General features: G+C 35.8%; 21 protein-coding genes. 8 read left to right on the forward strand and 13 right to left on the reverse strand.

Annotation, left to right across the window (positions count from 1 at the left end):
• Positions 1-454 precede the first annotated feature (454 nt).
• A complete protein-coding gene (locus tag ABD792_RS10070) occupies positions 455-2,374 on the reverse strand; it encodes an O-antigen ligase family protein (RefSeq protein WP_345005845.1) in 1,920 nt (639 codons plus the stop codon).
• 394 nt (positions 2,375-2,768) lie between these two features.
• Here ABD792_RS10070 and ABD792_RS10075 point away from each other — a divergent pair, with 394 nt between their 5' ends.
• Positions 2,769-3,413 (forward strand): DUF4271 domain-containing protein, encoded by a 645-nt coding sequence (locus ABD792_RS10075; RefSeq protein WP_345005847.1) that lies wholly within the window; start codon positions 2,769-2,771, stop codon positions 3,411-3,413.
• 23 nt (positions 3,414-3,436) lie between these two features.
• Entirely contained in the window at positions 3,437-4,186 is a 750-nt protein-coding gene (locus ABD792_RS10080) for a uroporphyrinogen-III synthase (protein WP_345005848.1), read from the forward strand.
• A 58-nt stretch (positions 4,187-4,244) separates the two neighbouring features.
• Here ABD792_RS10080 and pckA read toward each other — a convergent pair whose 3' ends face one another.
• Positions 4,245-5,861, reverse strand: a complete 1,617-nt coding sequence (gene pckA, locus ABD792_RS10085) for a phosphoenolpyruvate carboxykinase (ATP) (RefSeq protein ID WP_345005849.1) — start codon at positions 5,859-5,861, stop codon at positions 4,245-4,247.
• A 73-nt stretch (positions 5,862-5,934) separates the two neighbouring features.
• Positions 5,935-6,324, reverse strand: coding sequence for a DUF423 domain-containing protein (locus ABD792_RS10090; RefSeq protein ID WP_345005850.1), 390 nt, complete (start codon positions 6,322-6,324; stop codon positions 5,935-5,937).
• A gap of 228 nt (positions 6,325-6,552) precedes the next feature.
• Here ABD792_RS10090 and ABD792_RS10095 point away from each other — a divergent pair, with 228 nt between their 5' ends.
• Both ABD792_RS10095 and ABD792_RS10100 read left to right on the forward strand, forming a co-directional pair.
• Complete coding sequence (locus ABD792_RS10095) at positions 6,553-7,917, forward strand: saccharopine dehydrogenase family protein (protein WP_345005851.1); 1,365 nt, start codon at positions 6,553-6,555, stop codon at positions 7,915-7,917.
• Positions 7,918-7,991: 74 nt separating this feature from the next.
• The gene (locus tag ABD792_RS10100; protein WP_345005852.1) at positions 7,992-8,462 is read left to right on the forward strand and encodes an Lrp/AsnC ligand binding domain-containing protein; all 471 of its coding nucleotides are present in this window, start codon (positions 7,992-7,994) and stop codon (positions 8,460-8,462) included.
• A gap of 86 nt (positions 8,463-8,548) precedes the next feature.
• Here the strand turns inward: ABD792_RS10100 and ABD792_RS10105 are convergent, their stop codons facing one another.
• Positions 8,549-10,090: a glycine--tRNA ligase gene (locus ABD792_RS10105; RefSeq protein WP_345005853.1), complete on the reverse strand. Its 1,542-nt coding sequence runs from the start codon at positions 10,088-10,090 to the stop codon at positions 8,549-8,551.
• 109 nt (positions 10,091-10,199) lie between these two features.
• Between ABD792_RS10105 and ABD792_RS10110 the strand changes: the two genes are divergently transcribed.
• Both ABD792_RS10110 and ABD792_RS10115 read left to right on the forward strand, forming a co-directional pair.
• Complete coding sequence (locus ABD792_RS10110) at positions 10,200-10,877, forward strand: ComF family protein (RefSeq protein WP_345005854.1); 678 nt, start codon at positions 10,200-10,202, stop codon at positions 10,875-10,877.
• 81 nt (positions 10,878-10,958) lie between these two features.
• Positions 10,959-12,569 (forward strand): Ig-like domain-containing domain, encoded by a 1,611-nt coding sequence (locus tag ABD792_RS10115; RefSeq protein ID WP_345005855.1) that lies wholly within the window; start codon positions 10,959-10,961, stop codon positions 12,567-12,569.
• Here the strand turns inward: ABD792_RS10115 and ABD792_RS10120 are convergent.
• The 9 genes from ABD792_RS10120 to ABD792_RS10160 all read right to left on the reverse strand — a co-directional run bounded on the left by ABD792_RS10120 (position 12,556) and on the right by ABD792_RS10160 (position 19,945).
• Positions 12,556-13,335 carry an amidohydrolase gene (locus ABD792_RS10120; RefSeq protein ID WP_345005856.1) on the reverse strand — a complete coding sequence of 260 codons (780 nt, stop codon included), beginning with the start codon at positions 13,333-13,335 and terminating at the stop codon, positions 12,556-12,558. The genes ABD792_RS10115 and ABD792_RS10120 overlap by 14 nt on opposite strands.
• 2 nt (positions 13,336-13,337) lie before the next feature.
• Positions 13,338-14,480, reverse strand: coding sequence for a methionine aminotransferase (locus ABD792_RS10125; RefSeq protein ID WP_345005857.1), 1,143 nt, complete (start codon positions 14,478-14,480; stop codon positions 13,338-13,340).
• Positions 14,481-14,493: 13 nt separating this feature from the next.
• Positions 14,494-15,717, reverse strand: coding sequence for an L-2-hydroxyglutarate oxidase (lhgO, locus tag ABD792_RS10130; protein ID WP_345005858.1), 1,224 nt, complete (start codon positions 15,715-15,717; stop codon positions 14,494-14,496).
• Between the two features lie 290 nt (positions 15,718-16,007).
• Entirely contained in the window at positions 16,008-16,517 is a 510-nt protein-coding gene (locus ABD792_RS10135; RefSeq protein ID WP_345005859.1) for a hypothetical protein, read from the reverse strand.
• A 203-nt stretch (positions 16,518-16,720) separates the two neighbouring features.
• A complete protein-coding gene (locus ABD792_RS10140; protein WP_345005860.1) occupies positions 16,721-17,164 on the reverse strand; it encodes a hypothetical protein in 444 nt (147 codons plus the stop codon).
• Between the two features lie 2 nt (positions 17,165-17,166).
• Positions 17,167-17,673 carry a hypothetical protein gene (locus tag ABD792_RS10145; protein ID WP_345005861.1) on the reverse strand — a complete coding sequence of 169 codons (507 nt, stop codon included), beginning with the start codon at positions 17,671-17,673 and terminating at the stop codon, positions 17,167-17,169.
• 135 nt (positions 17,674-17,808) lie between these two features.
• A complete protein-coding gene (locus ABD792_RS10150; RefSeq protein WP_345005864.1) occupies positions 17,809-18,387 on the reverse strand; it encodes a hypothetical protein in 579 nt (192 codons plus the stop codon).
• A gap of 53 nt (positions 18,388-18,440) precedes the next feature.
• The gene (locus ABD792_RS10155; protein WP_345005865.1) at positions 18,441-19,715 is read right to left on the reverse strand and encodes a hypothetical protein; all 1,275 of its coding nucleotides are present in this window, start codon (positions 19,713-19,715) and stop codon (positions 18,441-18,443) included.
• Positions 19,716-19,717: 2 nt separating this feature from the next.
• A complete protein-coding gene (locus tag ABD792_RS10160; protein WP_345005866.1) occupies positions 19,718-19,945 on the reverse strand; it encodes a hypothetical protein in 228 nt (75 codons plus the stop codon).
• A gap of 413 nt (positions 19,946-20,358) precedes the next feature.
• Here ABD792_RS10160 and ABD792_RS10165 point away from each other — a divergent pair, with 413 nt between their 5' ends.
• Entirely contained in the window at positions 20,359-20,865 is a 507-nt protein-coding gene (locus ABD792_RS10165) for an RNA polymerase sigma factor (protein ID WP_345005867.1), read from the forward strand.
• Complete coding sequence (locus tag ABD792_RS10170) at positions 20,862-21,452, forward strand: hypothetical protein (protein WP_345005868.1); 591 nt, start codon at positions 20,862-20,864, stop codon at positions 21,450-21,452. The genes ABD792_RS10165 and ABD792_RS10170 overlap by 4 nt, the downstream gene beginning before the upstream one ends.
• The last annotated feature ends 11 nt before the right edge of the window (positions 21,453-21,463 follow it).

Genomic DNA, 21,463 nt, shown 5'->3' on the forward strand with positions numbered 1-21,463 from the left:
CATATTTGCTAAGTTAATAACTAGCAAGCATATTCTCTCTTCTTTGTGTCCAGTCTAATATAGGAAGTCCATTTAGACCTGTCTATCCGACAGGTAAGATTGTTAAATTTGAGTATAATACTCGTTTTATGATTTATTCTTCATTTATACATTGAAGAAATCCTTTTTAGAGATTCCTGCTTTCGCAGGAATTAATATCTTTGCTCCCCTAAGGGAGCTACCAAAACTGAAATTTTATCGCGAGTAACGTTTTATATTTTGAGCTAGTCTCCCTTTTTAATGAGCATCTATTTTGAAAAGCTAATGTAATTGGCGAATTAAAAATAGCTGAGAGAATTAACCCCGAGACTTCGCGGTATATACCAAAAGCCATCCACAACCACTCTTCCAATAGCAAAAGCCGGTTGTTGTTAAATATGTGATATGGGGGTTTTGTGTTCAAACTGCTTATTATTTAGTTATTCCTTTTTTGAACAGACCTCGACAAACTCAGCCTGACATTACTGTCATTGTTATTTTTCAATAGCTTTTGCATCTCCGCCTGTATTTCCTTTATCGCCGTTGAAGGTACTTTCACTTCCTTCTCCAATACTTTTTGGGCTATACTTATAGCTTTTTCTTTTTGCCCACTCTCATCATATAACTTGGCCAATAAATAGAGAGGATAAAACCTTATGGGGATCATATTATAGGCCTGTTGGTAAGCGGTCTCTGCCTTATCATATTCCTTTAAACCCTTATAGGCATCACCAAGTGCCGTAGCCACGATGGTGGTATTTAAATATTGCTGGGTTTGTAGTAGTATAACTACCGCCTTATCATTTCGTTTAGCCATGGTAAGTGCCTTACCATAATTCATTAAAAAGTCACCATCCTTTTTCAATAAGGGATAGGCTTCTTCGTAAGTTTCAATAGCATTCTCGTAATCTCCATATTGATATGTAGTCAAGGCTATTTTCCAGACCCTAAAACTTTGCTCGACTCCTCGTAGCTTAGGATAGGCAACAACAACAATAATACCCAGTGCTAAAAACATCATTTTATATCCCCACATAAGGTGTGGCACTTTCTGCGGGCTCAGACTAAAAGTAAAACCGTTACTGTCTAAATTTCCGAGAAATGCCAACATAACTACCAAAACCAATTTAATTGGTAATATCTGTACAGGATAAGACACCAAAGCAAAAACACCTATAGACAAACATGTGCATTGTACAATTAGTGAAAGAAATTTGTCTTGAGGTGCTATTTTTATCTTAAAAAAACCATACAATATAAGTAATAAAAATAAAAAGCCTATCATCCCATTTTCGGCAACAAACTGGAGCCAATCATTAAAAGCATAATAACTATTATCTGCCACCAAAGCCTCACTGGTTTCGCCGTGGTTAGTAAAGTAACCGGCTTGGGAATCCATATAATGAGCCTTAAAACGGTCGAAACCTATTCCAAAAACAGGATTATCTTTAATGATTCCAGACGTCACTTTCCATATAAATAAACGCCCGTCTGCCGATCCTTTCTTAAAATAATAAACACCCAGAAAACTAGCACCAACAATACATAGTACTGAGCCAATAAAAACAACTCGTTTTAAGTTATTAAATTCCTTCAAATATTTCTTAAAAAAATGGTAACGACATTCAATTAAAAAACCACTACTAATGATTACTGCCAACCAGGCCCCTCTGGAATGCGAAGCGGGCAGCACCAGGGCAATACTTATAATACCTAACAAGGGTACATACTCAAAAACATAAGGTATTATCATGTTTATCCATTTTGAACTTATTCTTGTTTTGACCTGTACAAATTGAATAACTTTCTCTTTAAATAAATAAATGCCAAAAGCCACTGGACACACAGATGCCAAAAAACCAGCGTAAGGTCCTGGATTAAAAAAACTTCCTGTTAATTTGAACCCGGAATGGTTAGAAGAATAATACCCCATTAGTTGGAGATTTCCATAAATAGCTTGTATAATTCCTGATATAACAATAGCCAATAAAAGTAACAAATAGCCTTGCTTAGAAATGTTTCTTAACACAAGGTATAAGACGCTCAAACCTAATAGTTCATAAAACCGAATAGAAAAACCATAATCCGACTGAATAACATATCTGTTAATGACTATATACCCGACAAGCAATAACACTCCAATATCTAATTTAGTCCATCGTAACAATTGTTTCTTCGAAAAGACAAATGCCATTACAAAGCACAATAAAGCAACTGAACAACCAAAAGAAAATGCTATAAATTTAGCAGTTATGGTAGCGTTGTTGTAGCTAGCATTACTAACTGAAGGCAAATATGTCAGGCATATTAATAATACTATTAGCAATAAAGTATTGGCCAAAGAAGCAATCTTCATGGAATATTAAAGGTTAAGTTATAATAGCTAACACTAAATATTAATTAAATCTGGTTTTACTAACATTGAGATAAACTCTTTTATAATCTGTTGTTTACAACATAGACAACGAAGCTATCAAAACAACATTGAAAAAAACTTTAGCCCCAAAGCTTTCTATTGATAGGTTCATTTTATATTGAACGAATATACTTTCATGAATTCAAACCAAGGCGGACATTTTATGCAAAAAGGTGGACAAATTAAGAAGATTCTTCTTTCATTAAAGCGAAATACTTGCACTCAGCCCCTTGAAAAAACAAACATTAATAAATATATAAGCGATTTAACCCTTTTTAAAATTTGAATACCATTATATAGCGAGCATCTTAAAATTTTACAATATTTTTACCACATGTTACGCGACATTGCTTCAAACGAATTGTTTACTATTTTAATCGTTACAGGGTTAATCTTTGTTACCCTGGCAAAGATGGTGTCTCCTAAACGGTTTAATGACCTTATATCTATTATAAGCAACTTTAAGTACCTTAAAATTTACGGTAGGGAGCAAAAATTCCTGGATACTTTTGACGGCTTGTTGTTTGTTAACTTAATGCTTTCTGTTTCCATTTTTGGTTCGATTGTTTATCAAAACATGATGGACACAAAGATTCTTTCCATAAATATTATCGTTAAATTAATTTTCGGGATCGGTTCTTTAATCTTAATAAAAGTACTGTTAGAGCGTTTAATAGCTAGTCTCTTTAATATAGACAGCGTAATAGACAGCTATTTGTTTCAAAAGATTAGTTACAAAAACTTTATGGGGCTAGTTCTTATTCCAATAAACGCTCTATTACTTTACACTATACCCCAATCGTTAACCAACATTTATATAATGGTTATACTATTGTTAATTATAAATTTGTTAGGGGTAATGACATCTTTTAAATCGCATCAAAGTTTATTAAAGCACAACTTTTTCTATTTTATTTTGTATCTTTGCGCACTTGAAATTGCACCTTATATTATTTTGTTTAAGGTGTTTATTGCCTAACAAAGAACAAACTGCTTGCACATATGAAAGTAAAAACAATTTTAGTATCTCAACCGGAACCTAAAATAGAGAACTCACCTTACTTCGATTTACAAGAAAAACAAAAAGTAAAAATAGACTTCAGGCCTTTTATCCATGTTGAAGGTGTTTCTGCAAAAGACATTAGACAACAAAAGGTAGACTTGAACAAGTATACGGCTATTATCTTAACAAGTCGAAATGCAGTGGATCACTTTTTTAGAGTCGCTGAAGAAATGCGATTTAAAGTACCAGATACCATGAAATATTTTTGTCAGTCCGAAGCAGTTGCTTACTACTTACAAAAGTATGTAGTTTATAGAAAACGTAAAATTTATGTAGGCAAACGTACCTTTTCTGAATTGTCCCCTTTAATCAAGAAATATAAAGACGAAAAATTCCTGTTACCTAACACCGATAAAGTAAAACCAGAGGTTCCTGAAACTTTAAACGCACTGGGTATTGATTGGAAGCAAGCTACATTTTACAAAACTGTTATTAGCGATCTTTCGGATTTAGCAGACGTATATTACGATGTATTAGTATTTTTCAGTCCTTCGGGCATAGAGTCTTTATTCCATAATTTCCCGGATTTTAAACAAAACAATACACGCATTGCTGTATTTGGCAATACAACCATTAAGGCTGTTGAAGAAAAAGGATTACGTGTTGATATTTCAGCACCAACACCTGAAACACCATCAATGACTATGGCTCTGGAAAAATATATTGAAAAAGCTAACAAGGGGAGATAATAATCCCTCAAACTCATATAAAAAGCGCGATTTAATTTTTTAAACCGCGCTTTTGCATTTAAAAGGCATAACGTTGTGGTCCGCCGCGACGGATCTCTTCACTACAATAAGCCTCAAACTTTTTAAAGTTTTCGCGAAAGGCATTCGTTAATTTAAACGCCATTTTATAATAAGCCTCATCATCATTCCAAGTGGCCCGAGGACTTAAAACACTTGTTGGCACCCCTGGACATGTTCTTGGTTGTGCAACACCAAACACAGAATGTATATGGTAATCGTCGTAATTGTACAAACCTAAATCGCCATTCAATACCGCATTTATCATGGCTCGGGTGTATCTTAACTCCATACGCTTTCCAACGCCGTAAGGGCCACCTGTCCAACCTGTATTAACCAACCATACATTTACACCTGCCTCTATCATTTTATTGCTTAACATTTCGGCATATTTTGCTGGATGTAATGGCATAAAAGGCGCTCCAAAGCAGGCAGAGAACGACGGTACTGGTTCTACCACGCCTGCTTCTGTGCCTGCTACTTTTGCGGTATAACCTGAGATAAAATGATAGGCGGCCTGACTTGGTGTTAATTTGGATATTGGCGGTATAACACCAAAAGCATCAGCTGTTAAAAAAAAGATATGCTTTGGGTTCTTTCCTATGGACGGTTGCTGGATATTCTCTATATGATAAATAGGGTAACTTACCCGAGTATTTTGGGTAATAGAGGTATCTTTAAAATCAACATGCCCTTCCTCATCTAAAATAACATTCTCAAGAATGGCTCCTTTCTTAATAGCATCATAGATTTCTGGCTCGTTGTCTCGCGATAGGTTTATAACTTTGGCATAACAACCACCTTCAAAATTAAACACGGTATTCTCGTTGGTCCAACCATGTTCGTCGTCGCCTATTAAACTTCTGTTAGGATCGGTAGACAAGGTCGTTTTTCCTGTTCCAGATAATCCGAAAAAAACAGCTGTATCTCCTTCAGCACCAACATTAGCACTACAATGCATGGGTAAAGTATTTTTAAATACAGGTAGTATAAAGTTAAGTGCCGAAAAAATACCCTTCTTAATCTCTCCAGTATAGCCAGTCCCACCAATTAAAGCTATTTTTTTAGAAAAATTTAAAATAGCAAAATTATGTTGACGCGTACCATCTTCATCTGGATTAGCCATAAAACCAGGAGCATTAATAACAGTCCATTCTGGAATAAAATGTTCTAATTCGGCTTCTGTTGGCCGCAAAAACATATTATAGGCAAACAAGTTACTCCACGGGTACTCGTTAATAACGCGAATATTCAATTTGTAATCAGGATCTGCACAAGCATAACTATCCCTTACATAGACTTCTTTATCCGATAAATATGCCACTACCTTATTGTATAAAGCATCAAACTTGTCGGCATCAAAAGGAATATTAATATCACCCCACCAAACCCGATCTTTGGTGATATCATCTTTAACAATAAATCGGTCTTTGGGAGAGCGTCCCGTAAACTCACCAGTATTAACAGCCAATGCTCCCGAAGAAGCCTCAACACCCTGACCCTTATCAATAGTTATGTCATGCAGTTGCTCAGGTGATAATTGATAATTTATTTTATCACTTTTAATACCATAAACATCTAACGAAATCGTTTTCGTAAATTGATTGTAACTTACCATAAGTTTGCTATAAAATTAATTATGTCGCAAAATTATAATATTATTTTAAAGAATATCTCATTTTAAGCCTTTTTTAAAGCTTGTTTTTTACAAAATCCACAAGCATAATACTCCAGCCCAATATTAAAAGTAAACCTCCTACAGGAGTCACCAAAGCGATCTTCCTAAAATCAAACCCTGTTAGCGCATTAGTGGCCAATCCATAAATGGAGCCTGAAAAAAACAGCACCCCTACAACAACCAAATAGTAAATGTATTTTTTTGACTTGTTACTAATAAAAGACGTGCTTCCAGCAAACAATAGTAGCAACGCATGATACATTTGATACCTTACCCCAGTCTCAAATGTTTGTTGTGCTTCTACTGTTATCAATGCTTTAAGCCCGTGAGCTCCAAAGGCTCCAAAAACAACACTTGTTAAACCTAAAAGTGCTGCAGTAATTAATAGTGTTTTATTACTCATGATCAAATATTTAAAAATGCTTAAAGACTATTTAAATTTCAACTTTCGGTTTTGTTATGTCTTTTTCACCCTTTTTCGTTATGAAAATCCTCATTTAGCACCACTAAACTAGGGCTTTAAAGCCTTTATTGGTAAAAAAATGCCCTATAACTAATTTCAAAAACGAATTTTAAACAGTCTCTAGTATTTATTACATTCGTAAAACAAACTTACTTAACTAATCTCATTATGCGAAAGATTTTAGTCATTGGTTCAGGTAAATCTACCTCATATCTTTTAAGCTATTTATTGGATAAATCTGTTTCGGAAAACCTTTTTATTACAATTGGCGATCTCAATACCGATCACGCCAAAAGACTTATTGGAAATCATGACCGCGCGACTACTATTTCATTAGATGTTTTTGATGAAACCTTACGAACAGAAGCTATTAAAAAAACCGACATTGTTATTTCAATGCTTCCTGCACGTTTTCATATCGAAGTCGCAAAAGACTGTGTGCGGCATGGCAAACACTTAGTCACCGCTTCCTATGTAAGTCCAGAAATGCAAACACTGGATAAAGCTGCTAAAAGCAAAGGTATTATACTTATGAACGAAATAGGTGTCGACCCAGGCATTGACCATATGAGCGCTATGCAAGTACTGGATAAAATACGCGACAATGGTGGCAACCCTATTTTATTTGAATCGTTTACCGGCGGTCTCATTGCTCCCGAAAGTGACACTAACTTATGGAACTATAAATTTACTTGGAACCCCCGAAACGTCGTTATTGCCGGACAGGGAAGTGCTGCCAAATTTTTACAGGAGGGCACCTACAAGTATATACCATACAACAGATTATTTAGGCGCACCGAATTTTTAGATATTGATGGCTATGGCCGTTTTGAGGTATATGCCAATCGCGACTCCCTTAAATACCAAAGCGTTTATGGTCTTGATTCCGTAAGGACCTTATATCGCGGAACTATAAGACGCGTAGGCTTTTGCCGTGCCTGGAACATCTTCGTTACTTTAGGTATGACCGATGACAGCTACACTATTGATGACAGTGAAAACATGAGCTATCGTGACTTTGTTAATGCATTTTTACCTTATAGTCCGTCGGACTCGGTAGAGCTTAAACTGAGGCATCAACTTAAAATAGACCAAGATGATATCGTGTGGGACAAACTGGTAGAACTAGACATCTTTAACCCTAACAAGCGGGTTGCTCTAAAGCAAGCTACTCCAGCCCAAATTCTACAGAAGATTTTAATGGACAGTTGGACTTTGGACGACGACGACAAAGACATGATCGTCATGTACCATAAGTTTGGTTACGAACTAAACGGCAAAAAGCACCAAATTGACGCTAGTATGGTCGTTTTAGGCAAAGATCAAACCTATACAGCCATGGCAAAAACGGTTGGCCTACCAGTTGCTATTGCAACACTCGCTATTTTAAATGGAAAAATTACTTCTCCAGGGGTGCAAATTCCAATTAACAAAGAAATATACCAACCTATCTTGGAAGAGCTAAAAACCTTTGGCATTAGTTTTCAAGAAAAAGAAGTCCCTTATTTAGGCTACAACCCTTTAAACAATTAACACATAACCACAATAATGATTACAAATTAAAAGCAAATAGTTACTTTTAAGCTTTTAAATGAAGCTCTATAAAGATGAAAACCAAAAATAAAGTTATTACTATTGATGGTATAGACAAAAAAATACTGCGTGCGTTAATGGCTGATGCCAGAACACCCATACTTGAAATTGCCCGCAATGTTGGTATTTCGGGAGCAGCTATTCACCAACGCTTACGAAAACTGGAAAAAGCCAAACTCATTACAGGATCAAAGTTTATTATCGATCCAAAAGTACTAGGTTACACAACCATGGCTTTTATGGGGCTTTATTTAGACAACAGTGTAAATAATGAGACTATTTTTAGGGAGTTAAAAAAGATTCCCGAAGTTGTAGAATGTCATTACACAACGGGGCAGTGGAACATCTTTATAAAAGTACTCTGTTACAACAACGAACATGTCATGCACTTACTTAACAACAAGATACAAACCATCGTTGGTGTGCTAAGAACTGAAACGCTTATTTCTCTGGATAAGCAAATAGACCGGCAGATAAAAATATAGTTCTGTATATTGAAATGAAACAAAAAATCCCGAACACACGTGTTCAGGATTTTAATATTTGTCTGGTGTAAACTTATCTTAGCCTACTACATCTTCATTAACCAAGAACGCACATCAACCTCTTGTTTAATGATACTTCTAAGGTCATCTATTTTAACACGTTTCTGCTCCATGGTATCTCTGTAGCGAATGGTTACAGTATTATCCTCCAACGTATCGTGATCTACAGTAATACAAAATGGCGTTCCGTTAGCATCCTGACGTCTATAACGGCGTCCCACGGCATCCTTTTCATCATAGCTTATATTAAAGTCCCACTTTAAATCATCTACAATTTGACGTGCTATCTCCGGCAAGCCATCTTTTTTAACCAATGGCAATACAGCTGCTTTTATAGGAGCCAAAACACTTGGTAATTTTAAAACCGTTCGAGTTGTTCCGTTTTCCAGTTCCTCCTCCTGCAATGAATTAGAAAATACCGCTAAGAACATGCGATCCAAACCTATAGATGTTTCTAAAACATACGGCACATAACTTTTATTCTCTTCTGGATCGAAATATTGCAATTTCTTGCCTGAATATGTCTCGTGCTGACTTAAATCAAAATCGGTTCTGGAATGGATCCCTTCCAATTCTTTAAAACCAAATGGGAATTTGAATTCTATATCCGCTGCAGCATCAGCATAATGTGCTAATTTTTCGTGGTCATGGAATCGGTAATTGTCTTCTCCCATTCCCAAAGACAAATGCCATTTCAATCGGGCATCTTTCCAATGCTCATACCATTCCTGTTGCGTACCTGGTTTAATAAAGAACTGCATTTCCATTTGTTCAAACTCACGCATTCTAAAGATAAACTGCCTTGCAACGATTTCGTTTCTAAATGCTTTTCCTGTTTGTGCAATCCCAAACGGAATCTTCATACGCCCGGTTTTTTGAACATTTAAAAAGTTCACAAAAATACCCTGTGCCGTTTCAGGTCGCAAATACAGATCCATCGCATTTTCGGCAGAAGCTCCCAGTTTCGTCCCGAACATCAGGTTAAACTGCTTCACATCCGTCCAGTTTTTACTTCCTGTTAAAGGATCGGCAATTTCCAATTCTTCAATAAGCGCTTTTACATCGGCCAAATCTTCGTTTTCCAAAGATTTTGCCATACGCGAAAGTGTAGTGTTAATCTTTTCCTGATAACCAAGAACACGTCCGTTAGTAGACAAAAACTCCTCTTTATTAAAGGCCTCTCCAAAACGTTTAGCGGCCTTGGCTACTTCTTTATCTATTTTAGCTTCAATCTTAGCACAGTAATCCTCAATTAAAACATCTGCCCTATAACGCTTCTTCGAATCCTTGTTATCTATTAAAGGATCGTTAAAGGCATCAACGTGTCCAGATGCTTTCCATGTGGTAGGATGCATAAAAATAGCGGCATCGATACCCACTATATTCTCATGCATTTGCACCATGGCTTTCCACCAATAGTCGCGTATGTTTTTCTTTAGCTCTGCTCCGTTCTGCCCATAGTCATAAACAGCGCTTAATCCATCGTAGATTTCACTACTCTGAAATACGTAACCATACTCCTTAGCGTGAGCGATTACCTTCTTAAATTGATCGTCTTGATTTGCCATGCTGCAAAAATAAAAAACCGCTTCAAACAATTCGAGATGTTTGTTAAAAATTAAGTGCGAATTTGATTATTTTTTTACTTATGTTTACAAGACAGCTTATTTATAATCCATGTTTAAGTCCTTAGTCAATTTATTTTTCCCAAAAGTATGCTATGCATGCCTTAACTTATTACAGGACAACGAGGAAACCGTATGTGTGGATTGTAGACACAATTTACCTGTTACCAATTATCATTTTAATAATGACAACAGTGTTCTAAAAGTATTCTATGGCCGCGTAAAAGTGGAAAACGCCACAGCTTTGCTCCGATTTGAGAAAAAAGGAATCGTTCAACAGCTTATTCACGGATTAAAATACAGGGGCTACGAGTCGGTTGGTGTCTTTTTAGGGCAATGGTTGGGGAATGAGTTAAAAACCATTCAGGCATACAGCACTGTTGAAATGGTTATCCCAGTACCGCTTCACAAAAATAAATTAAAAAAAAGAGGCTACAATCAGGTTGCTAAATTCGGGCAACATATTGCAGCAGTCCTTAATTGCAATTACAATGACGAAGTACTGGTAAAAATAACCAACATGAAATCGCAAGTCAACAAAAAACGGTTTGCCCGCTGGCAAAATAACGAAACACTTTTTGCCCTCCAAACCCCTGAAACTATTGAAAACAAACACATACTCTTGATTGATGACATTATAACCACTGGCGCCACACTGGAAGCGTGTATCAATGTTTTAAATCAGGCCCAAAATGTAAAAATAAGTGTTGCGACCATGGCAATAGCCTAATGAGTTAACCGTTATATCTCTAAAATTATGTAGGTTTGTGAAAAATTACGGATCAGCACTTCAAAACAAAGAAACAAGTACATGAGTAAAGCACTTTCCAATGGTATTTTATTAGTTTTTATAAGTTTGGTATTTATCAATTGTGCTAACCGTGGCACTCCGGATGGCGGCCCAAAAGATGAAACGCCTCCTGTTATTATTAAATCGGAACCAGAAAATTTTTCTACCCACTTTAATGCAAAAGAAATTAAGATTTATTTTGATGAATTTATTAAAATAAAAGATTTACAAAAACAGCTTATCATATCACCTCCCATGAAAACGCAGCCAGAAATAACGCCACTTGGGAGTGCTAGTAAATTTATTACCATAAAAATTTTCGATACGCTGCAGCCCAATACGACTTATGCGTTTAATTTTGGGAACAGTATTACGGACAATAACGAAGGGAATCCGTTTTCGTTTTACCGCTATGTATTTTCTACTGGAGATTATATCGATTCACTAACTGTTAAAGGACAAATTGTAGATGCTTTAAAACGACAGCCCGAAACGTTCGTTTCGGTAGGCTTATACGAAGTGGATTCTACTTTTAACGACTCCATTATTTACAAACAACCTCCCAAGTATATTACGAATACTTTAGACAGTGTCACAACCTTTTCCATAGAAAATATTAAAGCTGGCAAATACATGCTTATGGCTTTAAAGGATGGTAATGGCGATAATAAATTCCAACAAAAAACCGATCAGATTGCTTTTCACAATACGTTTATCAATGTACCCACCGATTCGCTTTATACCTTAAAGCTTTTCAATGAAGCCATTGACTTTAAAGCTGTAAGGCCGCGTTTAATTTCTGGTGAAAAAATTGCCTTTGGTTATGAAGGGGATCATAAAGACATGAAAATCACCATTAACTCTGAAGTACCCAGTGATTTTGACTATAGGATCACCAAAGACCCCAAAGCCGATACGCTATACTATTGGTACAAGCCACGATTGGAAGTAGATTCTTTACTGTTTACGGTATCACACCCCGTACTTAAAAAAGACTTTACGGCCCGTATTAGTGAACAACCAAGAGACTCGCTGACCATACAATCTTATCCTTCAGGAAATATTGGTAGCGAAGAGCCTTTTAAAATTGCGGGAAGCACGCCTTTTGTTGCTTTCGACCCTTCTAAAGTTACCATAATGGACAAGGATTCCACACTTGTTTCCTTTACTACCGAATTTGATTCTATTACAAACACCTATGCTTTTAATTTTAAAAAAGCTATGGATAACAGTTATAAAATACAAGTCCTCCCTGAAGCATTCACAGGCTTTTTTGATGACAAAAACGACACGTTAAACTATTCGGTACGCACTAAAAAAGAATCGGATTACAGTAAATTACGTATCACTTTAAAAAACGCTGTATATCCGGTTATCGTACAGCTAACCACAGAGAAGGGCGACGTAAAATATGAACAATATGCCACCGAAAACAGGGCGTTTGATTTTCTAACAGTAGACCCTGGAAAATATTACGTAAGGGTTATTTTTGATAATAATGGGAACCAAAAATACGATACGGGTAACTATCTAAAAAAGCAACTTCCCGAACGTGTTAGCCATTTTGAACTAGATGATGATATGCGTTCTGACTGGAATTATCAACAAACGCTTGAACTTATTCCAAAGTAAAGGTATCTCTGTCGTTTAGAAACTTAAACTTGTTTCTATAGGCTGTAACATGTCTTTTTTCCAAAGTAACTATTGCTGTCTGTTCTTTACCCGGACGTGTTTTTGCTATACATGCTCCTAACACGTCGTAAACGGCCGAATGCCCCAGATATTCAATATTTACACCATCAACCCCTACTCTATTTACCCCGATGCAATAGCTCATGTTTTCAATGGCTCGTGCTTTTAACAAGGCGTCCCATGCTGCTATTCTCGGCTTAGGCCAATTAGCAACATAGATTAAAACCTCGTAATCCTCGGTATTTCTTGCCCAAACGGGAAAGCGCAAATCGTAACATATCAACGGACAGAGCTTCCAATCCTTGTAATCTACAATCACTTTTTCTGTGCCTGCCGTATAGGTTTTCTCTTCACCCACTAAAGTAAAGGTATGGCGTTTATTGTAGGTTGTGATGGCTCCCGAAGGCTCCACAAAAAGCAGACGGTTATAATACTTTCCGTTATCTTCAATCACCAAACTCCCCATTAAAGCCGCTTTGGTTTTTAGGGCTGTTTCCTTCATCCAATTAACGGTTTCACCATGCATGGTCTCGGCAACAGCTTTGGCATTCATAGTAAAACCTGTCGAAAACATTTCAGGAAGTACGATCACATCAACCACTTCATCGATAGCCTTTATTTTTTCTGCAAAACGACTGCGATTTTCTTTGGGATCTTCCCATACCAAATCCGATTGTACTAAAGCTATTTTTAATTGGTCTTGCATAGTTAAATGGTGTTAATGATATCTGCTGCACGCTTTAAAGTATCATCGGTTTTTGCAAAACAAAACCGTAATACATTATTATTTATTTCCTTGTTATAAAATACCGATAGTGGTATGGAGGCCAACTGTTTTTCTTTTACTAATCGCTTGGCGAGATCGACATCTCCCTCATCGGTGATAGCCGAATAGTCCAACAGCTGAAAATACGTTCCCTTGGAAGGGGTAAAACGAAATCGCGAGGTCTTTATAAGATCCAAAAACAAATCTCGTTTTTTTTGATAAAAACCAGGCAACTCCAAATAATGATCTGGCTCATTCAGATAATCGGCTAGGGCCTTTTGGGTAGGGTGGTTAATGCAAAACACATTAAACTGATGTACTTTTCTAAACTCGTCCATTAAAGCTTTAGGGGCACAGCAATACCCTACTTTCCATCCGGTATTATGAAAGGTCTTCCCAAAGGAAGCAGCCACAAAACTTCGTGCTTTCAAATCGGGAAACAAACAGACACTTTTATGAGTCTCACCATCAAAAACGATATGCTCGTACACCTCATCACTAAGCACAATAATATTTGTGTCTTTGGTCAAGGCCTGCAACTGCAACAGATCCTTTTCTGAAAAGATAGTTCCTATAGGATTTTGTGGTGTGTTTATAATAATCATTTTAGTGTGATCATTGATCGCTTCCTTAACAGTGTTCCAGTTAACCTGATAATCCGGACCATCAAGCGTTACTGATATGGTCTTACCGCCATTCAATGCTATAGCCGGCTCATAACAGTCGTAAGCAGGCCGAAAAATGATCACTTCATCACCCGATTTTACAAAAGCAGAAATAGCACAAAAAATAGCTTGCGTTGCGCCAGCAGTAATGGTTATGTCAGTTTCGGGATGGTAACTACTTTGATACAATACATCATACTTTTTCGCAATGGCTTCACGCAATTCCATATTCCCGGCCATAGGGGCATATTGGTTGTACCCGGAATGCATGGCCTTTGTAACTAGATCGATCAACCTGCTGTCCGGATCAAAATCGGGAAAGCCCTGTGATAAATTTATGGCATCGTATTTTTTTGCCAGATGATTCATGACGGTAAAAATGGTCGTGCCTATACGAGGTAGTTTTGATGGATGCTGCATAGCCGTAAAGATATTAATCCAGATTGAAATATACTCCTGCCTTTTCGACAATACTGTCCGCAATGGACAAACAGGCTGTGGCAGCTGGCGAAGGTGCGTTTAGCACATGAATGCTTTTGCCATTGTAAGCAATCTTAAAATCATCTTCCATACGGCCATCTTTTTTGAGTAACATGGCACGTACACCCGCTCTTCCGGGCTCAATATCGTCCATAGTCAAAGTTGGAATAAGGCGTTGTAATGTTTTTAAAAACAGCTTTTTTGAAAAGGCCCTGCGGTATTCATTCATGGCAAATCGGGTGTTATTGAGCAGTAAATTCCACGTCCCTGAGTAACTAAGCGCATCCAAAGTATCCTTTATATTAAAATCGGTCTTACCATAGCCTTCCCTTTTAAACGTCATAACAGCATTGGGACCACATTCCACATCGCCATTGACCATGCGGGTAAAATGCACTCCTAAAAATGGAAATACGGGATTGGGTATGGGGTAAATCAAATTCCTGACCTTATCTTTGGCCTGTTCGGTTAAATTATAATAATCGCCACGAAAACCAACGACCTTTTCACTGAGATCGACCTGGTCCTTTTTGGCCAAACGGTCGGCTTGCAAACCACCACAAAATATTAGGTGTTTTGTTTGGTACTTATTTTTAGTGGTAACGACTAAACTTGTATTACTGTCATGAGAACAGGAAATTACCGCCTCCTCAAGAACCAACTTACTTTCAGATTGTTGGCCTAAAACCAATTCTACCAGTTTTTCGGTAGTCCCTTTAAAATCGATAATACCGGTACAAGGCACCCAAATACCGCCAATGCTCTTTACATGGGGCTCAATATCTTTTAGCTGATCGGCGTCGATTTTTTCAATGCCTTCTGTATGATTAGCCAGTCCATTTTTAAAGATCTTATCCATAAAAGGCAACTCAGATTCATTGACGGCAACAACCGCTTTCCCACACACCTCATGCCTTACACCATAAGTTTTGGCAAACTGCACCAACTGCTTACGCCCATCGACACAATTTTTAGCTTTAGCCGAACCGGGCTTATAATAGAGTCCTGAATGGATAACCCCGGAATTGTTTCCGGTTTGATGTGCTGCCAGATACGCTTCCTTTTCAATAAGCAAAAGCTTCAAATTGGGGTACTTAAGCTGTAATTTATAAGCTGTCGCCGCCCCAACAATACCGCCGCCAACTATAGTAATATCGTATGTTTTTTGAGTTTCCAAAGCTGAACACATTTACAGCTTGAAAGTAGTGATAATTTTAATATGATCAAGAGACCGTTTAAGTTTCACCTTCCCTATTCCTTTGTTTATTTCAAGAGATTTCCAATCTTTTATAGTACTTCACCTCCCACCCGCTATTTATTTTCTCTGAAGAAAAAACTAAAACCAGTAATGTTATCAATAAGAGTTTCATAACTAATCGTAATTTGGAGTTTAGGTTGAACTTCTCCAAACGACTTGTTCTTACTTAGGATTCTTAAAAAGCTACTCTTGAACAGCTAATTATGTTACTATTGTTTAACAGGTCTACTAAATTGTACTTCTCTTAAAACAATCTTATCATCAACGATTTCATCTATATCTATAATAAATATTAAAACATCTTGTTTCCAACTATCTTCGTCTTCAAAAGTTTTACAAACCTTTAGGTAATCTGTACTTTTAAAAAAATCAATATCCAAAACACTTATTGTTTTTAAAAAACTAGTGTCTTTTTTTATGATAAGAGGAGGTTTGTAGTTAGAATTACTCATGTACTGGTTTTTACTCCAATTAAAATGCGAAAACCTGTATTCAAATTCATAAAGACGCCCTTCCCTTTTTTCGTCAATTTCATAAACAAAAGAATCGTCTACAGGCAAAACGCCTTTTACAACTAATCTTTCCTTATTAATAACCTGTTTTTTCATGCCATCTTTTTTCTGGTCAAAAAGAATGTAAAGTGTATCTCTCCTATGCTGTTGTGACAAACAGCTATAAAAAGACAAAAGCAGTATGGCAAATAACATAAATTTTTTCATGTGTTTCATCTGTTTAAATCTTATTATTTTTATCCGTTAGGTGTAATTGTAATTCGCTATTAAACTCACTGTTGGCATCAAGAATTGTTATGGCTGATTTCATGTCTAATTGCAGTTAGGGCTTTTATTAGAATTTGCCCTGTCCGCCTCATAGCTTATACTTTAATTAGTCTAATTATCTAGATTACAAAAGTTCAAAATCTTTATTCTGTTTCTTGTATAAAAACTACTTCAACCATATACAATTTGTTATCTGAAGCTTGCTTTTCTATAACATAATACTTTCTGTTTCCTTTTCTCAAAAAGATAGAATCTCTTTGAATACCATTATAGTTTTTAAGCCATTTTATAGTTTTTACGTTGAAGCCAAGGGTATCTTTTGATGCAATTTGTAATCTTTTAGGATTATCTCCTTTTTCCTTGGGTGTAAAAATTATATTGTCATTTTCAAGCAAATAAATGTATTTCAGACTACCTATACCCTTACTGGTTATTTTGTCATAACCGCTATATTTTTTTGACATCAAGCTATCTTGAGCATTAAAATAAAAATAAAGAGGTTGTTCAATTTGTGATCTTCTAACCATAAAGCTTAAGCTTAACATCACAAATAAAATACTAATTATTAAACAAATTGACTTTTTCATGTTTAGTTACAATTAGGAGTTTTTGTTGAATTAGATTTGGCTGCTTCATAACATATACTATAATTAGCCAAATTGTCTGGGTTACTTAAATACGTCGTTTGTGACTGTGTACCATTTAAGCCTATCCAAGCTAAATTGGTATAAAATGCCTCTAAGGTAAGATCTGGATAACTGTTTACCAAATCGTCAATAAAGATTTGATCGTTTAACCTGGGGTGCACTTCCTGTAAACCTTGGGCAATAAGTCCTATATAATGGTCTGCCATAAACTCGTGCTGCCAATTATTCAGCACCCTATACTCTTCATAAATAGCTGGAAAATCATCAACATCAGGAATGTTAGATAAATTCCCATTTACATGATTGTAAATCGCTAAATACATATTAGCATGTATGGCTTCATGAATAATAGTTTGTGCAATAAATAAAGTTGGTGTTTGAACGTCATTGATATAATCTTGGTCTATTTTGATAGTAACCGCCCCCTCACTCTTTAAATTGTTTGACATGCAACCTTCTGGATCACCACTATTTCCACAAGTTAAATTAGGAACAACCTCAAAATACAGATCATATGCCGCATCCTCACCAAAAAAGTCATTTAAAAGCCGTTAAGTTTCACCTACTCTATTCCTTTGTTTATTTCAAGAGATTTCTAATGTTTTACTAAACTTCACCTCCCACTTGTTATTTGTTTTCTCTAAAATATATAGATTAACGCTACCACTAATTTTTCCGAAATAATCACCAACAACTATCGCTGCTCTGGTAAGATTATCATTAAATGATACTTTGGAAAAACTGATGATTCCAGAAATATCAGTATCTGACTTTTCTTGTCTACTAATAGTCTGCTTATTCCAAAAAATTAAATCCTCATCAGCACTTTTAATAAGCTTAGCTTTGTCAATTTTCTGCCCTGCTTTATATTTGGACAAACCCTTTACTAATTTCATATAAGAACTGTCTAAAGCTTTTTCTTCGAATAATTCCTTTGATTTTGTAGGATGAAATCGATTGGAAATACCATTTATATAATCAAAGTTGAAATAAACAAAATGGTCATATATTGCATAGGTGAATTTAAGAGGCTTAAGCTGAGCATAGTTTATGTTGTTTTCTTCCTTAACCTCACTATCAGGTGGCGGTGGCGGAGGGGGCATTAACATTTTTGGTATACGCTTGTAAACTACAGCAATTACATTTAATGCTTCATTTTCCATTGTTTGGCTTGAAGAGCAACTTATAACTAAAACATAAAGTAATGACATTATAATTAATCGCATGATAAACTAGTATTAGAATTAACAATATTTCTATATTCACTATATTTTTTATCCTCTTCTAATCCTAGCAAGTTTGACACATCCCAATCTCTTAATCCATCCCAAGCAAATGATTTATAATAATCGATGGGGTATTTAAACCCATCCAATTTCTGTAATGCAGATGCAATTGGGTTTATATAATGCATAGACATGTATGGGTGATCAAAATGTTTTTCAGGAACTTCTAATTCCTTGTAATATTTATACAATTGAAACATTCTTGCTCTGTTATTAGGATCCTCTCCTGACTTATATCTTTGAACATACCTTGCTAATTCAGCATGAATTGCTTCATGTAAAATTAAAGCCGCATCTTCTAAAATACTTTCAGATAAAGTATCAACAGTAATTGTAACTTCTCCAGTTGTACTTATTTTTTCAGTATTTGTACAAGCTGAAGCGGCTCCAGAGCAATCTCCATTTTGCAATATTAAATGATATTTAGCATCCCCATCAAATTTTTCAACAGTTTCTTTAAACAAGTTACTACCACTTTTAACCAACAAATCATACACACATTTTGCCTTTCCTGTTAAATTATTGTACAATCTTTTAATATTATCATCTGTATTACTACTATAATACCCTCCTCCTCCATTCGCATAATAATTATAACGACTATAAGCACTTTGGCTGTAATCACCACCATCGGGATTGCTCACATATACATACTCTGTAGTACTACCGTTGTACTGTGTATAGGTATATTCGCTATCGCCATTAGAATATATTTTGTACCAATCGGTATAGTAATAGGTTACTACGGGTACATAGCCCCCACCACCACCTCTACAGGGATCCAAGGGGTTACTGTCGCAATCGGGATCCAGGGAATTACACTTGCTGGTAAGCTTAAGATCCCTAACCACCTTTTGGGCACACTTGGCAGTGGAAAAATGCAATTTGTTTTTAGGAATGAGCTCATTCTCAATACTCTCAACCATTTGCCCGTCTTCCCAATATGCAATTAGCGGAAGTTCTCCTTCCAGGTTATAGAAATACAGCATCCCACCAAAGTTCCCTAAATTAAAAAAACTGTAATCCTGAACAGGACTTTCTTTGTGGGGCTTTATCTTTAATAACGAAACTTCAATTTCATTATTGTTATTAACAAAGGCTATGACATTAAATATATCATCTTGCAGAATGGAAGACTCCACCTGCCATTTTTCGACAGTTTGTGCTTCGAAAACATAGTAGGTAGTACTATCTTTTGTTTGCATACTTAGGGATTGCAATCTACAGTTAAATTTCCTTTAAAAATATTACTGTCCTGCTTAAGTAGTTGTGCTTCGAACAAGGTTTTTACCTGCCTCACTATTCTTCTTGAACCCATTGTTTCACTTTCTACAAGAGCATCTTTGTGGGGTTCAGGGTATTCACAGCTTAAGACTGCACATAGCATTGTAAAAAGGATAAAAAACCTTCTAAAAACAACAATATTGATTTTCATAGTAAATTGTATTATAATTCGTGCAATTTACAAAAAAAATGCTATTTAGTAAGTTTTTTCTTCATTTAAAGTATTTTAATAATACACCTTGTTAATAATTATAATTGTTATCTAAATCCTTAATATTGTACACAATTGCTACGAAGATCTAAATGAGAATCAAATTTCAGGTAGACTCTTGTTAATAAAGAATTTATTGAAACTGACTATCCCCGAGACAGAGCGATAAATTCTTTTCGATTAAACCATTTACGCACTAAAAATACTCAAATTTAATACCAATAATTTTAATGTAACGTCAAGATATAAGCCTTAAAAACAGCACCATTCTCAAATTGAACTCATTATTGTCAATCTAAATTGTCATATTTTTAAAGCACTTGTAACTAATACAATAGAAACAAGAAACAATTATGGGTAAAACATTGGAGGATGTCTTTTTAAAAGCGTTTGAAGAAAACCAACAAAAATTAGTAAGAATATGTTCTGTCTATTCCAAAAATTCTGAGGACACAAAAGACCTACTCCAGGAAGTCTTGATTAACATTTGGAAGTCTATGCCATCATTTAAGGCAGAGTCCTCTATAGACACCTGGATGTATCGCATTACCCTTAATACCTGTTTGCGTTTTCGATCAAATACCATTAAAAAACAAAAGCGATTTATATCAATGGACAGCATTGTCATCGTAAGTGCTCAAACAGAAACTAAACATAATGAACTTGATGAAAAGCTGACAAAACTTCGTTGTTGTATCAATGAGCTGAATAAAGCAGACAGAGCCATTATAACACTTTACCTCGAGAAAGTACCTTATAAAGACATTTCGATTATTACTGGCCTAACAGAAAACCACATAGCCGTAAAGATCAAAAGAATTAAGTTAAAATTATTGAACTGTATAAATGAACAATCATGATAGAAGATGAATTAATTAAAATCTGGCAATCGTCCAGCAATCAGGAGCGCATAAAATTTGAGAAATCGAAACTGATGATAGAACTACAATCCAGTTTAGGACGTTTACATCGCTGGTGGAAGTATTTAGAGCTCATTGAGCTAATTTCTGCTAGCATTGGCATACTAGCCTTTGCGTTTTACGTTTATTTCATTCCTTTCACTACTACTAAAATTGCTTCTGCCTTGTTTGTAATCTTACTGATCAATTTAGTAGTTAAGGTACTTGGTATAAAAAAATTTAAGCCCAAGGATTTGGAAGAAAATTATCTTGAATACCTCAAGAAGACTCGAACATACCTTAATGCCCAAAAGAGATTACTTGAAACCGCCGTGTATTGGCTTGTTTTACCTCTTTACCCCATATTGCTGCTCTTCTTTAATGGTCTATGGCATATCCCCACAACACACCATGTAATAATCATTACTTTTCTAGCGGCTATCGGAATGGGGGTTTACGGTTATTTTTTAAACAAAAAACGAGTGAGAAATGAAATTATTCCCAGGCTAAAAAAACTGGATGAACTTATAAAAACCTTAGAAGCATAACCACCAATTCA

The organism is Snuella lapsa (assembly GCF_039539345.1).
Lineage (GTDB): Bacteria > Bacteroidota > Bacteroidia > Flavobacteriales > Flavobacteriaceae > Snuella > Snuella lapsa.

Bases quoted from the DNA above. Each gene is read 5' to 3' on its own strand.
- ABD792_RS10070 (WP_345005845.1), bottom strand. From the start codon at position 2,374: ATGAAGATTGCTTCTTTGGCCAATACTTTATTGCTAATAGTATTATTA.
- ABD792_RS10075 (WP_345005847.1), top strand. From the start codon at position 2,769: ATGTTACGCGACATTGCTTCAAACGAATTGTTTACTATTTTAATCGTT.
- ABD792_RS10080 (WP_345005848.1), top strand. From the start codon at position 3,437: ATGAAAGTAAAAACAATTTTAGTATCTCAACCGGAACCTAAAATAGAG.
- pckA (WP_345005849.1), bottom strand. From the start codon at position 5,861: ATGGTAAGTTACAATCAATTTACGAAAACGATTTCGTTAGATGTTTAT.
- ABD792_RS10090 (WP_345005850.1), bottom strand. From the start codon at position 6,324: ATGAGTAATAAAACACTATTAATTACTGCAGCACTTTTAGGTTTAACA.
- ABD792_RS10095 (WP_345005851.1), top strand. From the start codon at position 6,553: ATGCGAAAGATTTTAGTCATTGGTTCAGGTAAATCTACCTCATATCTT.
- ABD792_RS10100 (WP_345005852.1), top strand. From the start codon at position 7,992: ATGAAAACCAAAAATAAAGTTATTACTATTGATGGTATAGACAAAAAA.
- ABD792_RS10105 (WP_345005853.1), bottom strand. From the start codon at position 10,090: ATGGCAAATCAAGACGATCAATTTAAGAAGGTAATCGCTCACGCTAAG.
- ABD792_RS10110 (WP_345005854.1), top strand. From the start codon at position 10,200: ATGTTTAAGTCCTTAGTCAATTTATTTTTCCCAAAAGTATGCTATGCA.
- ABD792_RS10115 (WP_345005855.1), top strand. From the start codon at position 10,959: ATGAGTAAAGCACTTTCCAATGGTATTTTATTAGTTTTTATAAGTTTG.
- ABD792_RS10120 (WP_345005856.1), bottom strand. From the start codon at position 13,335: ATGCAAGACCAATTAAAAATAGCTTTAGTACAATCGGATTTGGTATGG.
- ABD792_RS10125 (WP_345005857.1), bottom strand. From the start codon at position 14,480: ATGCAGCATCCATCAAAACTACCTCGTATAGGCACGACCATTTTTACC.
- ABD792_RS10135 (WP_345005859.1), bottom strand. From the start codon at position 16,517: ATGAAAAAATTTATGTTATTTGCCATACTGCTTTTGTCTTTTTATAGC.
- ABD792_RS10140 (WP_345005860.1), bottom strand. From the start codon at position 17,164: ATGAAAAAGTCAATTTGTTTAATAATTAGTATTTTATTTGTGATGTTA.
- ABD792_RS10145 (WP_345005861.1), bottom strand. From the start codon at position 17,673: ATGTCAAACAATTTAAAGAGTGAGGGGGCGGTTACTATCAAAATAGAC.
- ABD792_RS10150 (WP_345005864.1), bottom strand. From the start codon at position 18,387: ATGGAAAATGAAGCATTAAATGTAATTGCTGTAGTTTACAAGCGTATA.
- ABD792_RS10155 (WP_345005865.1), bottom strand. From the start codon at position 19,715: ATGCAAACAAAAGATAGTACTACCTACTATGTTTTCGAAGCACAAACT.
- ABD792_RS10160 (WP_345005866.1), bottom strand. From the start codon at position 19,945: ATGAAAATCAATATTGTTGTTTTTAGAAGGTTTTTTATCCTTTTTACA.
- ABD792_RS10165 (WP_345005867.1), top strand. From the start codon at position 20,359: ATGGGTAAAACATTGGAGGATGTCTTTTTAAAAGCGTTTGAAGAAAAC.
- ABD792_RS10170 (WP_345005868.1), top strand. From the start codon at position 20,862: ATGATAGAAGATGAATTAATTAAAATCTGGCAATCGTCCAGCAATCAG.